This is a genomic window from Kordiimonas sp. UBA4487 (assembly GCF_002389025.1).
Lineage (GTDB): Bacteria > Pseudomonadota > Alphaproteobacteria > Sphingomonadales > Kordiimonadaceae > Kordiimonas > Kordiimonas lacus.
On record NZ_DGNR01000003.1, the window covers coordinates 19,272 to 33,392 of the forward strand.

Annotated in this window: 9 protein-coding genes; 5 read left to right on the forward strand and 4 right to left on the reverse strand. The window is 58.4% G+C overall.

Annotated features, from left to right (window positions below):
• Window positions 1–16: 16 nt before the first annotated feature.
• Both B3Z17_RS01485 and B3Z17_RS01490 read left to right on the forward strand, forming a co-directional pair.
• Window positions 17–1,738 carry a sulfatase-like hydrolase/transferase gene (locus B3Z17_RS01485; protein WP_286828274.1) on the forward strand — a complete coding sequence of 574 codons (1,722 nt, stop codon included), beginning with the start codon at window positions 17–19 and terminating at the stop codon, window positions 1,736–1,738.
• 24 nt (window positions 1,739–1,762) lie between these two features.
• Complete coding sequence (locus B3Z17_RS01490) at window positions 1,763–3,631, forward strand: acyl-CoA synthetase (protein ID WP_286828275.1); 1,869 nt, start codon at window positions 1,763–1,765, stop codon at window positions 3,629–3,631.
• 31 nt (window positions 3,632–3,662) lie between these two features.
• Here B3Z17_RS01490 and B3Z17_RS01495 read toward each other — a convergent pair whose 3' ends face one another.
• From B3Z17_RS01495 to B3Z17_RS01510, 4 genes are all read right to left on the reverse strand, one after another.
• Window positions 3,663–5,426 (reverse strand): recombinase family protein, encoded by a 1,764-nt coding sequence (locus B3Z17_RS01495; protein ID WP_286828276.1) that lies wholly within the window; start codon window positions 5,424–5,426, stop codon window positions 3,663–3,665.
• Window positions 5,427–6,463: 1,037 nt separating this feature from the next.
• Entirely contained in the window at window positions 6,464–6,994 is a 531-nt protein-coding gene (locus B3Z17_RS01500) for a hypothetical protein (RefSeq protein WP_286828277.1), read from the reverse strand.
• Entirely contained in the window at window positions 6,912–8,228 is a 1,317-nt protein-coding gene (locus B3Z17_RS01505; RefSeq protein ID WP_286828278.1) for a FecR family protein, read from the reverse strand. The genes B3Z17_RS01500 and B3Z17_RS01505 overlap by 83 nt, the downstream gene beginning before the upstream one ends.
• On the reverse strand, window positions 8,225–8,752 hold the full coding sequence (locus B3Z17_RS01510; RefSeq protein ID WP_286828279.1) for an RNA polymerase sigma factor: 528 nt from the start codon (window positions 8,750–8,752) through the stop codon (window positions 8,225–8,227). The genes B3Z17_RS01505 and B3Z17_RS01510 overlap by 4 nt, the downstream gene beginning before the upstream one ends.
• 469 nt (window positions 8,753–9,221) lie before the next feature.
• Here B3Z17_RS01510 and B3Z17_RS01515 point away from each other — a divergent pair, with 469 nt between their 5' ends.
• The 3 genes from B3Z17_RS01515 to B3Z17_RS01525 are packed head-to-tail and all read left to right on the forward strand — an operon-like array spanning window position 9,222 to window position 14,121.
• Entirely contained in the window at window positions 9,222–11,009 is a 1,788-nt protein-coding gene (locus tag B3Z17_RS01515) for a carboxylesterase/lipase family protein (RefSeq protein WP_286828280.1), read from the forward strand.
• Window positions 11,006–12,487 (forward strand): M81 family metallopeptidase, encoded by a 1,482-nt coding sequence (locus tag B3Z17_RS01520; RefSeq protein ID WP_286828281.1) that lies wholly within the window; start codon window positions 11,006–11,008, stop codon window positions 12,485–12,487. The genes B3Z17_RS01515 and B3Z17_RS01520 overlap by 4 nt, the downstream gene beginning before the upstream one ends.
• Before the next feature lie 32 nt (window positions 12,488–12,519).
• Window positions 12,520–14,121: a spinster family MFS transporter gene (locus tag B3Z17_RS01525; protein WP_286828282.1), complete on the forward strand. Its 1,602-nt coding sequence runs from the start codon at window positions 12,520–12,522 to the stop codon at window positions 14,119–14,121.

The window sequence follows — 14,121 nt, forward strand, 5'->3', positions numbered from 1 at the left end:
GCAAGCAGGCAAAAAAGTGTCCCGTCGTCGGCTCCTGAAGGGGCTGGCGGTCACGGGGGGCGCGTTAGGGTTTTCGGCGGTGGGAATGAACCTGCTGTCCTCAAATCCGGGCGCCCCCGTGGCGACCCCGCTCCTAGGCCGGAAGGCTCCCGGATATCACCGATACAAGAAGCCCAATATCCTGATGATTGTCACGGACCAGGAGCGGAGCTGGGCGGATATGCACCCGGCGCTGCATTTGCCAGCAAGGGAAGCGTTGCGGGCGCAGTCGGTGCACTTTCCGAACTACCATGTCACCACATCACCTTGTGCGCCTTCGAGATCGGTAATGTACACGGGCCAGCATGTGCCGGTGACGGGCATGATAGACAATCCGGACCTGCCGATCATCGGGCGAAGCCTTGACTCTGGTTTGCCAACCATCGGCAAGGTGCTAAAGCACGCAGGATACCGCACAGCCTACCGAGGCAAATGGCACCTGGGTAAATTCAAGGGTATTCAACGCACGGACAAAGATGTCCTGTCGGCCTACGGTTTCGATGATTATGGGCCAACGGATCAGGCAGTGATCGGTGAAGGTGGCGTGGGTTGGACCGGTTACCTGGATGACCAGCGGATCGCTGAAGGTGCAGGGCGGTGGCTGGTCAATGATGCGCCCGCAGATCAGCCCTGGTTCCTGTCTGTAAATCTCTTCAACCCGCACGACATCATGTTCTTTGATGCCACGGGCAGGCAGGGGGAAACGCGGATAAGCCAGAAGGCACTGGGCCCCTTGAAGGGATTGCCCGATGACCCGCTTTACCAGCATGTTGTCACCGAAAGCTTGCCGTCAAATTTCACGCGACCCGACTTTGAAAAGCTGCCCGAGGTCCACAAAGAATTCTACCGCATCAACCAGGCCATGTTCGGTGACATGCCAGCAAATGACGAGGCTGCGTGGCTGCGCTTCATCAATTTCTACTATAACTGCCTGCGGGACAGTGATCGCCGTTTGGCCACGATACTGGCGGCGCTTGAGGCATCTGGGCAGGCGGATAATACCATCATTCTATTTACATCAGACCATGGCGAGATGGCGGGCGCTCACGGCATGCGCCAGAAGGGTCCTTTCATCTATAGGGAAAACCTGCGCGTGCCGCTTACAATCAAGCACCCGGATGCCGGGAGCGGCGAGACTGGGGCGCTTGCGTCCGCTGTTGACCTCCTGCCGACGCTCGCAGCCATGGCGGGTGTTACCTATGATGCAGCGGCTGGTGTGGACCTGTCCTCTTCGGTCGCGGTACCTTCTGATGCCGGTGCGCGCGAGGCCGTTTTGTTCACATACAGTACGCTCAACAGCATGGATGCTGACTGGAGCGAGGGCGGAATCCGCATGATGGCGGCTGAGGGGCCAGTCAAAAAGGCAGGCACTTTCCTGGGGGGCGATCCATTACCCGACCTGGATAAAAAGAGCTTTTTCCGGGGATCATTCGATGGTCGATACCGGTTTGCGCGCTATTTTTCCCCAAAAGAGCATCATGTCCCCGATGATTGGAGCACCCTGCGCGCGCGCAATCAGTTGGAACTCTATGACACTGTCGCCGACCCGAATGAGCTGAACAACCTCGCGGATGAAGCTGAAGTCAATAAAGACCTGATCCTCAGGATGAACAGTGTCACCAACCAGTTGGTTGAAAGGGAAATAGGTAAGGACGATGGCCGTTATATGCCGGGTCCGGATGCGATCTGGTCGCTGTAAGAGAACCGAGTTTGGAGGAATGCAATGATGAAACTATCGACCATCAAAGACATACAAGCCGTTGAGGCTGTGCCACTTGACCAACAACCCGTTCCTGCCTCCACCTATTCGGTGTTTGAGGCTTCGGCGAAGAAGTTTGCTGCCCAGCCGGCACTTAGTCTGATGACGTCTACTGAAAAAGACGCACCTGTCATTACGCTTGATTACCAAACGCTTTTCGCGCGCATCACGCAGACGGCGAACCTGTTCAACGCCTGCGGCGTGGCGCGCGGTGACGCTGTTTCCTTGCTATTGCCTAATCTGATTGAGACGCACCTTTGCCTGTGGGGCGCGGAAGCAGTGGGCATTGCCAACCCGGTCAACCCGCTTCTGGAGCCCGCGGCGATCATCGATATCCTCAAGGAATCCGGCTCCAAAGTCTTGGTGACCACAGGGCCAGCCCTGAATGCTGATCTCTGGCGCAAGGCGATGGCGGTGGCTGCCTGTGTGCCGTGCCTGACCACAGTAGTCGCAGTGGGCGGTGGGGCACAAAGCGCTGACCTGCCAGGCAGGCTAAGGCTGCTTGAGTTCAGCAAGAGCATGGCACAGCACCGGGCCGATAGTCTTGATTGTGCTCTTGAAATTAGGCCGGATGATACGGTTGCCTATTTTCACACCGGCGGCACTACGGGTACGCCCAAGCTTGCTCAGCACAGCCAGCGAAACGAGTGTTTCGAGGCTTGGTACATCGCCAACTCCCAGGGGCTTGCGCCAGGCGATGTGTGCCTTTGTGGGTTGCCCCTGTTTCATGTGAATGCTGTTCTGGTGTCAGGCCTTGGGCCCTTTGTCGCAGGCGCGCATGTGGTGCTTCTGACGCCGCTCGGGTTTCGGGACAGTGGTGTTATCCAGAACTTTTGGCGGATCGTGGCAGATTTTGACGCCAATTTCTTCTCGGCAGTGCCCACGGTTTATGGCGCACTTCTATCGGTGCCCCAAGAAGAGCATGACATCAGCTCACTTCGCTTTGGCATCTGCGGTGCGGCACCCATGCCGCGGGAGCTGATCCAGAAGGTGGAGAACACAATGGGTCTGAAGCTTCTGGAGGGCTATGGTCTGACGGAAGGAACGTGCGTCAGTAGCTGCAACCCGATTGAGGGTGAGAGGAAGGCTGGCTCCATCGGTCTGCGTATTCCCTATCAGGAGATGCGGGCCGCTAAACTGGACAGTGATGGCCGGATCGCGCGCTTCTGCGGCGAAGATGAGGTCGGGGTGATCGTGATCAAGGGGCCGAATGTCTTCAAGGGATACAAGCAGGCTGAAAAGAATGCAGGTGTTCTGCTTGATGGCGGCTGGCTCAATACAGGTGACCTTGGCCGCGTTGACGGCGAAGGCTATGTCTGGCTAACGGGGCGCGCGAAAGACCTGATCATCCGCGGAGGCCATAACATTGACCCCGGTATGATAGAAGGGGCGCTTTCCAAACACCCAGCAGTGCAGATGGTGGCTGCCGTTGGCCAGCCAGACGCCTATGCGGGGGAGCTGCCTGTCGCTTATGTCCAGCTGGTTCCAGGCTTTACAGTTGACGCGGATGAGCTCATGGAATTTGCCCGCGTTGCAATCCCCGAACGGGCGGCGGTGCCGGTTCGTATCGAAGTGGTTGACGCATTGCCCCTAACCGCCGTTGGCAAAACGTTCAAGCCAGCACTTCGGCGACAGGCTATCGCCTATGCGCTGGAGAAAGCGGTGCAGGAGGCGGGCGAGAGGGTCAGCCTTCATATAGAAGATGACGACAAGGAAGGCACTGTGGTTCGTTTGGCTTCGGATGACGCCAGCCCGATTGTGCGTGATGTGCTGGGCCGGTTCCCCTTCAAGCTGGTGATGCTGGACAACCGCACCAAAATTCCCGCTGAATAGCTTCTCCTTTGGGTTCGCTGTCACCGAAAGACTATTTCCGCAAATCAAGATGGCTGCGTGCCCCCGCAACCATCGATGGCAGCACGTCTGCCGAAGCACCAAGAGCGGTCCCACCAGGGCCGCTCTTTTCTTTTTGTCGGCTACGGGAGTTGCCCACTCCCGCAACCAACGTAGGCAGCACCCGTTCATCAATATGATGAGCGGGTGTTTTCTTATCTGCAGCCAGCTTCAAAATACCCGCCAAATCACCCTCAAGCCAAAGCTGAGGACCGGTTTCTGGAGGGCCGTCTGGGTCATCGCCAGCAGGCATCACCGTGATCTGGCCAACAAGGGCGCGAATGTCGTCAGAGGCCTCAAGGCGGGTACGTTCGTCAGTCAGCATCGCATATAGTTTGCTCACCCGTTTGCGGTATTCCTCCGCCATGGCCGGGTGCAGCAAGATGGGCGGCTCTTCCGCTGTTTCGAGCTCACGGGTGAGATTGGCTTTGCGATCTTCGAGGGAACGCATGCGAACCTTCATAGAGGGCTCATAAAGGCCCTCCTGGATGGCGTCGATCATCTGCTCGATCTGGCGAGTAACCTTCTGGAGCTCGGCGCGCTTACCAGCGATCTCGGCAGTTGCTTCCATACGTAGGCGGTTGACCTCTTGCCTATATGCCTCGCAGAAGTCTTCAAACAGGTCGGGCAGCATGAGCTGGCTCTTGAGGGCATCGAGTACCCGGCGTTCAAGGTCTTCACGGGACACCGTCATATGATTGGAGCAGGTACCCTTGTTCTTGACGCTGGCGCATCCATACATCTGGCGGTAGGCGATGGTGAAACCGCCGCCGCACTGGCCGCACCTGATCATCCCCGAGAACAGGTATTTAGGGCGCTTCATGGCGGTAAGCTTGTTCCTGGGTGTTTTGGCCAGATAGCGGGTGCGGACCTTGTTCTGCCGCTCCTTAACCTTCTGCCAGAGAGCATCTTCGATTATGCGCAGTTCGGGCACTTCCTGGGCGATCCAGTCTTCTTCCGGGTTCATACGCGATACCCGTTTGCCGGTATCAGGGTCCTTGATATAGCGCAGGCGGTTCCAGACCAGTCGGCCGATATAAAGCTCGTTGTTGAGAATGCCGGTGCCACGCGAGAGATTGCCGTTGATGGTTGACGGCCCCCAGCCTTTGCCACGCGGGCAAGGAACATTCTTCGCATTCAGCTCCATGGCGATGGTGCGCGGCGACTTGCCGTCGGCATAGTCGGTGAAGATGCGTTTGACAATAGCTGCCTCGACAGGGTCGATCTCGCGCTCCCCGCGGACCGGTTCACCTGCGGGGTCCAACTTGCGGACGACGCGGTACCCATAGGAGTTGCCGCCGCCCGATTTGCCAGCTTCGATCCGACCTCGTAGGCCTCGTCGGGTTTTGTCGGCTAGGTCCTTCAGGTACAGCGCGCCCATGGTACCCTTGAGGCCGATATGCAGTTCGTTGATATCGCCTTCCGACAGGGTGACCATGCATACGCCCGCAAAGCTGAGGCGCTTGTAGACGCCGGCAATGTCTTCCTGGTCGCGGGAGATGCGGTCTAGGGATTCCGCGAGTACAATGTCGAACCGGCCGGCGAGGGCATCCCGCATGAGAGCCTGGATGCCGGGGCGCATCAGGCTCGCGCCCGAGACAGAACGGTCGCTGTAGCTGTCTGTCACATGCCAGCCTTCGCGCTCCGCTCGCTCGCGGCATAGCCTGAGCTGGTCTTCGATCGATGCATCGCGCTGGTGGTCGCTGGAATATCGGGCGTAAAAGGCTACAGACGGCATTGTTCGCTTCTCCTGTCGGGGCCAACGTCAAGTTTGGCGCCTTGCGGCTCTATGTACAAGGGGCCTTACTCCCAGTTAGTGTATAGAACTCTTCTTTTGGCTGTATATTGTGGCGTCCAGATAAGGCAGATATGTGGCACGGGGGATCCACTGGCGAAGAAGCTATTTTGATGCTGGTGGGCAGTTCCTTACAGATGTGCTATTGTGGTTAGCCGTCCACACATTGCCAATGCCGGTCTGCGCATGATCATGCCTCATGTTTACTGCGCCAGATGAACGCTGCGGGCGAAAAAGATGCCAACAATCCCTATGCCCGGAAATCGCTGGGACAGGACCGTATGCATGGCACGGTAATGCGCGCCTGTAGTCAGCTCATCGTGAAGCACTGCAGGGCGTATGGGGGCAGGCTCGATGAGCGTTTCGTCAATCCGGTAAATGCCCAGAAACTCGCTACAACTTAGCCGGTTGCCTCGGGACCGGCTGGAATTTTTGGTGGAGATGGACTGGACTGGTTTGCGGGTAGGGTCCGCAAGTTCAGCTGCTATAAAGTTCCGGGATCCTGATCTGGCTGCCGCTTTTCATGGGCTTTGACCGTCTCTCGGGCGAGCTGGCGCCCGAGTGCCCGCGCGATGTTTCTGAATGCGGGCAGGGGCGACGCTGCGGCAGGCACAGGCGGATCGGTCGGATTGGGGCGCTTGCATGTCATTCTGCCAGTGTGTGTGATCGTGGCGAAAAGGCAACTGCCGCTGCGCCAGCCCTGTCCAACTACGGCGGCCTTCCTGGTACCTGTTCCTGCTGGTCGCGAGATGGGTCTATTTTGAGCCCTCATGACGGGCGTCCGTGATATGTGACCCCGCGTACTTAGCCGGTCCACTGGGAATATGATAGGGAAACGCCGGTTGGCGATAACAGGTCAAGGTAGGCATCCACGAGTACCTAGGGCAATTCTCTCTGGGCCAGCTACGCCATGGGCCGGTGGACACATTCCCGAGATAAAGTCTAGCCAGATTAATGCCATCTGGCACGGGGGGGTTCCCTTACCGTTCGCAGACATACTCCAGCTCAAACCGCTGCATCACCGACTGAAATTCCCGATACATTTTCCGCTCGCAATAGTTTTTAGCCAGACTGATGATGACAGGTAGGCTTTCTTCCAACGGGGGTATTTCGAGCTCGGCCTCCAAAGCCAGATAGTCTTCGATTGCCTGTGCCTCCTCGGCTTTTCGGCCGGAAAGGCCATAAAGCGAAAAAAGCTGCTTGAGATAGTCGAGCCGGCGGAAGCGGTCGTCTTCGCTGTCCCCGAGCAGGGCGATATTTTCCTTCACGACAAGTGTGGCCGGCCCATAGTTTTTATCGGCGACCAGCAGCTTGTAATAGAGGAGCCGGCTTACCTCGGAAATATAATGCTCCGGGCCGAGATGCATCTTTGAGAGCTCATAGGCCTTGCTAACCCGCGCGCGTACCTCCTGCAAGCGACCGGCTTTGTCATAATACCGGTTGAGCGTCTTTAGGCGATTGAGGTAGCCGGTATCGGTTTCCCCATAGAGAGCTGCAGCGCCTTCGAGCATGCGCTCGCCGTAGCGGATGGCCTTGGTCCAGTTGTGCTGCAGTGCCGCCTTTTGAGCGGAATGCGGAAAAATTGACAAACACCCGATTTTGCCCGGCGGACCGTCTCACAGTCGCCCCCGACGCCTCAAGTGTTTTGATGAAAGCGTCAGGCTTGTCTACATCGAACACACCGGAAAACAGCGGTTCGGAGCCTCCGACACCTTCTACAACGATCTGCACCGTGTTGTAGCGGTTGAACTCGCGCACGATTTCACTGACCGGCGTATCTTCAAAGACGATCTTGCGCTGCCGCCAATAGGTGATCTTGTCAAGATCGGCAACCTCATGTGTGATAACCGCACCAGTTGCTGCCACGGAAGCTTCCTGTCCTTGCGTCAGGGTGGCAAGGACTTCCGGTGCCGCCGAAGCCCCTGCCTGCCGTTTGCTTGTGCCAACTGTACTGCTGTTGTCTGCGGCGTCACGCCAGCTGATAGCTACAGTCCCTTCAAGCACCGCCACTTCCGTCTCATCCCCTTTCCGATAGACATTGAAACTGGTGCCGAGCGCCTGGGCGACTGTGGAATCCACATGGACCCTGAAAGGTCGTTCTTGATTGTGCGCAACATCGAAAAGCGCCTCACCCCTCAGCAGATAGATGTCGCGCTCGCCCTCGGTATAGCTGACCCGTACCTCTGACTGGGTATTGAGATGGACGACCGAGCCGTCTGCAAGCGACAGGCTGCGCTGTTCGCCGACACCGGTAGCGTAAAGCTGGGTTGCCGGGCTGAAGGGATTGTTGAAGATGACAAGGGCCGCTGCGATGAGAAGCAGGCTGGCGGCCATGGCGGCCAGTCCGTGCGGCGCCCTGAGGAACAGGGCCATGCCGTACGCGCGGGTGGCGGGACGGTGGATATGCGCTGCAGGGCCCGGTGATGTGCTGGCCGACGACCGGCCAGAAGATGCCTGGCCAGTTGCTGCCCGGCCAGTAGATACCCGTGTGCCGAAATGCACGATATTGCGGTCCAAGTCTGCCAAGAGTGCCTCTACATCGGTTTCCCGGTCTGGATCGATACCGGCGGCATCGGTCAGTATCGCCTGAGCGAGCAAAAGCTCTTTTACATGCTCCGGCGACTTGCGCAGCCAGTGCGCCAGGTCCTCGCGCTCGGTCTGTGACAGGGCGTCATCTTCGAGGCAGGTTGCCCAATAGGCGGCCGTCTCGATCACGCTCATATCTTTTTGCATTGGACTGGTCATGCTTGTTCCTCACCTCTCAGGCGGCAATAAGCCACCGTACGGCTAACATAGGCTCTCGATGTATGTACCGAAATATCGAGTTTAGCGGCAATCTCTTCATGGCTCAGGCCGTCCCGCTTCTTGAGCAGGAAAACCGCCTGTTGGATCGGCGGCAGTTCTTTCAAAATAGTTTCCAGCTTTCTGAGGCTGTCCCGGTGTTCCACGTCACTCTCAAGCGATCGCTTATCTTCGTCGCCGCCCGTCTCCTGGGCATAGTCATAATCCACAAAATCTGGCTGTTGACGACGTTTCAGGTAAAAATCATGCACAACATTTGACGCGATACGGAACAGATAGTCCTGCGGCCGTTTGATCAGTTCGGGCAAATCGACCCGCAAGAGTCTGAGATAGGCTTCTTGGGCGATGTCTTCCACATCTTCCGGGCTGCCGAGTTTCGAGCGCAGGTATCGGTGCAGGTGAGGCCTATAGTCGAGGATCACCTGGTGAAATCGTGTCAATTCCTGCGGTCGTTTACCTGAGCTCATCTCCGTCGCTTCCAAGCCTCCTTACAGCCGTCTGGTGATAAAGACTGCTTCCGGGTGCTTTTGTGTATCGGCTTTTGCTGCGTGATGGTCCTGAAACCCGAGGGCGAAAGCACATACACATTTTCAAGCATTCGCTGTCTTTATATCAAAGTCAAGCAGCCAGGGTCCGTGCCTGAAGAGGGTAGGGCCATCGAAGGGCTTTTAGTTCAATGGGTTAATTCATGAGCTAAGCCTTATAAGGGGAAGTTGGCCATGCTTTGACATGGCATCATGCAAATGATTTAATGATACATGTAAAGTATCAAATAATCTTTATAAGATATTTTTAATATCGATATTTCTCCCATACAGTGGCGTCTTTGGACGTTGTTCGGTTCAGGCGCGGTGCGACGGCACTTTGATGCGATTACCGCATGGCGGGTGTCGTTGCAGTGCTTGTTGCCCCTGGTGGCGAAAGGAGGTTTTGCGTGTGCGCATACATGTCGTTTATATAGGTCTGTTCGTTTGGTGCTTCGCGAGTGTGCTTGCCCAAGCGCAGGATCGGGATCAGGACGTGGTTCTTGAGACAGCCCGAGGCACCTTGATTGGGGCGCGGATTGTCTCGGATGGCAGCCCGCTTTCCCTGTTTCGTGGCATACCCTATGCGGTGCCGCCAGTTGGCGAGCGGCGCTGGAAGCCGGCGGAGCTTTTGCATGCGTCGTGGGAGGGGGAGCGCGAGGCAACGTCTTTCGCGCCGGCCTGTATGCAGCCGCAAACCGTCAAGGACAAGGCGCACTATGCCTATCGTCCGGCGCCGCAGATGAGCGAGGATTGCCTCTATCTCAATATCTGGACCCCGGCGAAGCTTCCAGAGGGCCCGCCTGACCGGCGGGACGAGGTGGCTGGCGAGCACTCTGAGAAACTGTCAGGAAAGCGGCCAGAAAGACTGACGGAAAAACCGGCGGAAAAACTACCGGTCATGGTTTGGATTCATGGCGGCAGTCTTGTGGACGGGGCCGCTTCCTGGTCAATCTATGACGGAGCAGGGCTGGCGCGCAAAGGCGTGGTCTTTGTCAGCATCAGTTATCGTCTCAATGTGTTTGGTTATTTCTCGCATCCGGCGCTCACGGCAGAGTCCGGGCACAAGGCGTCGGGCAATTATGGCGTCAATGATCAGATCACCGCTCTCAAATGGGTGCGCGACAATATCTCCGTCTTCGGCGGGGATCCTGACAATGTTACCATATTTGGCGAGTCCGCCGGCGCCTACAGTGTTCTGCAACTGTTGGTCTCCCCCCTGTCGGAAGGCCTGTTTCATCGGGCGATTGCTCAAAGCCCCTATCTGAAGCCGCTGCCGGCGCTTGACCGGCCACAGTATGGTCTGCCGGCTGCCGAGGCGTCGGGAGAGACGTTCGCTGCCGCCTTGGGGGCAAAAACGCTTGCCGAGCTTCGTGCCCTGCCAGCTGCGGATATCCTGAATGCCGTGAACCGGGTTGACGATCCCTATGCCATGATCCCCAATCCGGTGGTGGACGGATGGGTTTTCCCCGCACAGCTTTTCGAGCTGTTTGAGGCGGGCGCACAGCATGACGTTCCTGTGCTGGCGGGCTATACCGGCAACGAAGGCTTCCAGATGAGCCTGCGGCCGGACTGGCAACAGGCCCGTCCCGAAACAGCCCGTGAGTATGAGGCCATGGTACGGGCGCGCTACGGCGACTTGTCTGATAGCTATCTCGCCCTTTATCCGCCAAGCGATCGCGAGAATGGGTTGTTGGCGCCTTATCGGGACGGCTTCTTCGGCTGGGCGGCCCAAAAGATCGTCCGCGAAAGTCGCCGCGTGCCCTCTGATGCCTATCTCTATTATTTTGACCAGGCTTTTGGCTGGGCCCGGAATGGTGGATACGGCGCATTTCACGGGATCGATTTGCCCTACACGTTCAATGCTGTCGGCCAGAATGCCAAATATTCCGCCAACTGGCCGGACCTTGAGCCAACCGCCGCTGACTATCGCGTCGCCGATATCATCTCGGACTACTGGGTGGCGTTCGCCAGTGGTGGCGCGCCGCGCGCCAAAGACCGGCCTGAATGGCCCGCTTATCAGGCGGGGGACCGCGCCTATATGGCCTTCCGGGATGGCAGGGCCTATGCCGCGCGTGATCTGCTGCCGGGATCCTTTGAGCTGCACGAGCAGATTATCAGGAAGCGCAGAGAGGCTGGCAACATGCCCTGGAGTCTCGTGAATATCGGGCTGCTTGCGCCCGTGAGGAGCAAGCCATGAAGATTTTTGCCGCTGCCATCTGGGGGGAATGCCACCAGTTCAATCGCATCCTTGCCACAACAGGGACTGTTCACGTCCTTCGCGGCGCAGCGATCAGGACGCATCATGACGGTGCGGCCAGCATGTGGGGGGCGTTTTTTGCCGCCGAAAAGCAGTATGGATTTGAGGCCGTCTACCCCCTGGAGGCCTTCTGCGGCGCCAACACCGGCCCCGTGGAGAGAGGTTGTTTCGACGGGCTTTTGGCAGAGCTTCTGACGGCACTTGAGGCGAGCTTGCCGGTTGACGGTGTCTTCCTGCCGTTGCACGGCGCGCTGCTCGCCGAGCATATTGCCGACACAGAAGGCTATCTGACCGAAAGGGTTCGCGCGCTCGTCGGGCCCGATGTCCCGATCGCCGTCGGGCTCGACCTGCACGCCAATGTCACCCGCAAAATGTGCGACAATGCCAATATCCTCACGGCCTTCCGGACAACGCCTCACATCGATCAATATGAGACCGGGGCGCGGGCCATGGACTTGCTGCTGCGCAGCATCAAGGGCGAGATCAGCCCTCAAATCGCGCTCGTGCGGCTACCGATGTTGGACGCGCTCGACCGGGGACGGACCGTGGACCCGGACGGGCCCTTGCCGCAAGTGTTGCGACAGGCCGAACGGGTCGAAAAAGAGGATCGCAGGATCCTCTGTATTTCTGCCCATGCCGGCTATCCTTGGGCCGATTTTGCCGAAGCCGGGCCGAGTGTGGCTGTCACCCACGACACGCATGAACATGAGGCTTACCGTGTAGCGACAAAGCTCATCGGCGAAATATGGCGCACCAAGGATACCCGGTCAGTGACCTTGCTGGATATTGAGGACGTGATCGAAACGGCCCGCGCCCATATTGCCGAGAGGCCTCTCCTTGTCAGCGACTATACGGATAATCCGGGCGGCGGCGGTTATGGCGACGGCACCAGACTGCTCGCCGCAATGCTACAGGCAGACCTGCAGGACGCCGTGTTTTTTGCGATTGCCGACCCGGACGCTGTAGCGGCAGGTCAGAAGGCCGACATCGGTGCAACGCTCTCGCTGGAGCTCGGCGGAAAAATCGACCCAAGGTTTTCCGGGGAGCCGGTTGCGGTGACAGGTGTCGTCCGGGCGCTCTCGGACGGTCGCTACCAGCGCAAGGGGCCTTTCGCGCAGGGCACGACCGGCGAGATGGGCCCCAGCATGCGGATCGAGGTCGGCGGGATCGATGTCATCGTCACCACACGTCCGACCATGGCAGATGACCGGGAGCAGTTGCGGAGCCTCGGAATCAATGCAGAGGAGAAACGGGTCATCGCGCTCAAGGGCATGAACCATTTCCGAGCCGACTATGAACCCGTCAGTTCAGGCATTGTCTTTGCCGATGCCAAGGGCATCTGCAGCCACGATTATCGCGCCTTTCCGTACAAACATCTTCCGCGTCCGATCTGGCCGCTGGACGACATGCCGTTTTAGGCCCCAGGGGATCAGTTATGAGCACGAGCAAAATGCAAGGACCATCTGATGAACGCGACGCCGGCTATCCGCCGCCGCTGAAGGCCTGGACAGCTGTTGCCATCCTCTCGCTCACCTATATGTTCTCCTTCATGGACCGCCAGATCCTGGTCCTTTTGATCGAACCGATCAAGGCCGATCTCGAGATCACCGACACCGAGGTCAGCCTGCTGACCGGTTTCTCCTTCGCGGTGGTCTATACGCTGATGGGCGTGCCCATGGGGCGTGTGGCCGACTTGTGGGTGCGCAAATATGTGATTATTTTTGGTGTGGCCGTGTGGGGCCTGCTGACCGCAGCTTGCGGTCTGGCGCGCAGTTTCCCTCAGCTCTTTCTGGCCCGTATGGGCGTGGGTTTTGGCGAAGCGGCGCTCACGCCGGTGGCCTATGCCATCGTCGCCGATCTCTTTCCCCCGCACCGCCTCGCGAGGGCGATGAGTGTGTTCGCGCTCGGCGGTATGGCCGTGGGTGCCGGCATGTCGCTCATCTTTGGCGGGCTGGTGATCGGGTTCGTGACCGAGGTGGGCACGCTCACCTTGCCCATCATTGGCGACATCCGTACCTGGCAAGCGGTGTTGATCATTGTCGGGGGGCTGACCCTTGTCATGCTGGTGCCGCTCTCCCTGATGCCCGAGCCGCCGCGCCATAATGCTGACCCCAAAAAGACGGGGAGCAAGGCCGCCGGACAGTCAGCCAAAAAGATGAGCGGAAAAGCGGGCGGGCAGCCCGGCGGGGAGGATATGTCATTCCGCTCGGTGCTCAAATTCATCGGTAGGCACAAATCCTTCTATGGCCCCTTCATCATCGGTATGAGCGTCATCAATCTCTACAGCTATGGTGCCGGGGCCTGGGCGCCGTCCTACTTCATTCGGGTCCATGGCTGGGATGCCGCCTCGACCGGCGTGACGCTCGGCTTCCTCTATATCGGTCCTGCCGTGCTCGGCGGCCTCTGCAGCGGCTGGCTGTCGGATTATATTTTTCAAAAGGGATACAAGCCGGCGCCGCTCCTTCTGAAGACGGTCGCGGTGGCCTCGCTCGTTGTGCTTGTGCCGCTTTTCATCATGGTGCCCCTGATGCCGCTCAAGCTCGTGCTCCTGGTCACCGTCAATTTTGCGATTGCCGTTTCAACAGTGCTGTCTCCGACGATCATCCAGTTCGCAACACCCAATCGCATGCGGGCCCAGGTCTCGGCCATCTATCTTTTGGTGGTCAACCTGATCGGCCTCGGGTTCGGTCCGACCGCTGTCGCGCTCATCACCGACTATGTGTTTGGCGACACCATGGCAGTGGGCTGGTCCATCATGGCAACGGCAATCGTCGCATGCGGCCTCGGTGCTCTGCTTCTCTACCGGGCGCTCGTCCCTTTCTCGGTCCAGCTTGAGGCCGTCATTGGCGACAAGCAAGGGCCAGCGGGGCCGAACCCTCAGGATAGTGAGGTGGAGGTACTGTCCGATGTCCCGGGTAATGCCCTTTCCCATATCCAGCCTGTTGGTCCAGCCAATGGTCCGTCTGGTCATGCGTCTGGTGATGGGCCCGACTCTTCAGTGCAGGCGCGGCTGCCTGGTGCGTCGCCGCATCTCCCTTCTTCAAAACTCTAG

Excerpts from the sequence above, each read along its gene's own strand:
- B3Z17_RS01500 (WP_286828277.1), bottom strand. The coding sequence starts at position 6,994 with ATGCTCGAAGGCGCTGCAGCTCTCTATGGGGAAACCGATACCGGCTAC.
- B3Z17_RS01525 (WP_286828282.1), top strand. The coding sequence starts at position 12,520 with ATGCAAGGACCATCTGATGAACGCGACGCCGGCTATCCGCCGCCGCTG.
- B3Z17_RS01490 (WP_286828275.1), top strand. The coding sequence starts at position 1,763 with ATGATGAAACTATCGACCATCAAAGACATACAAGCCGTTGAGGCTGTG.
- B3Z17_RS01495 (WP_286828276.1), bottom strand. The coding sequence starts at position 5,426 with ATGCCGTCTGTAGCCTTTTACGCCCGATATTCCAGCGACCACCAGCGC.
- B3Z17_RS01520 (WP_286828281.1), top strand. The coding sequence starts at position 11,006 with ATGAAGATTTTTGCCGCTGCCATCTGGGGGGAATGCCACCAGTTCAAT.
- B3Z17_RS01505 (WP_286828278.1), bottom strand. The coding sequence starts at position 8,228 with ATGACCAGTCCAATGCAAAAAGATATGAGCGTGATCGAGACGGCCGCC.
- B3Z17_RS01510 (WP_286828279.1), bottom strand. The coding sequence starts at position 8,752 with ATGAGCTCAGGTAAACGACCGCAGGAATTGACACGATTTCACCAGGTG.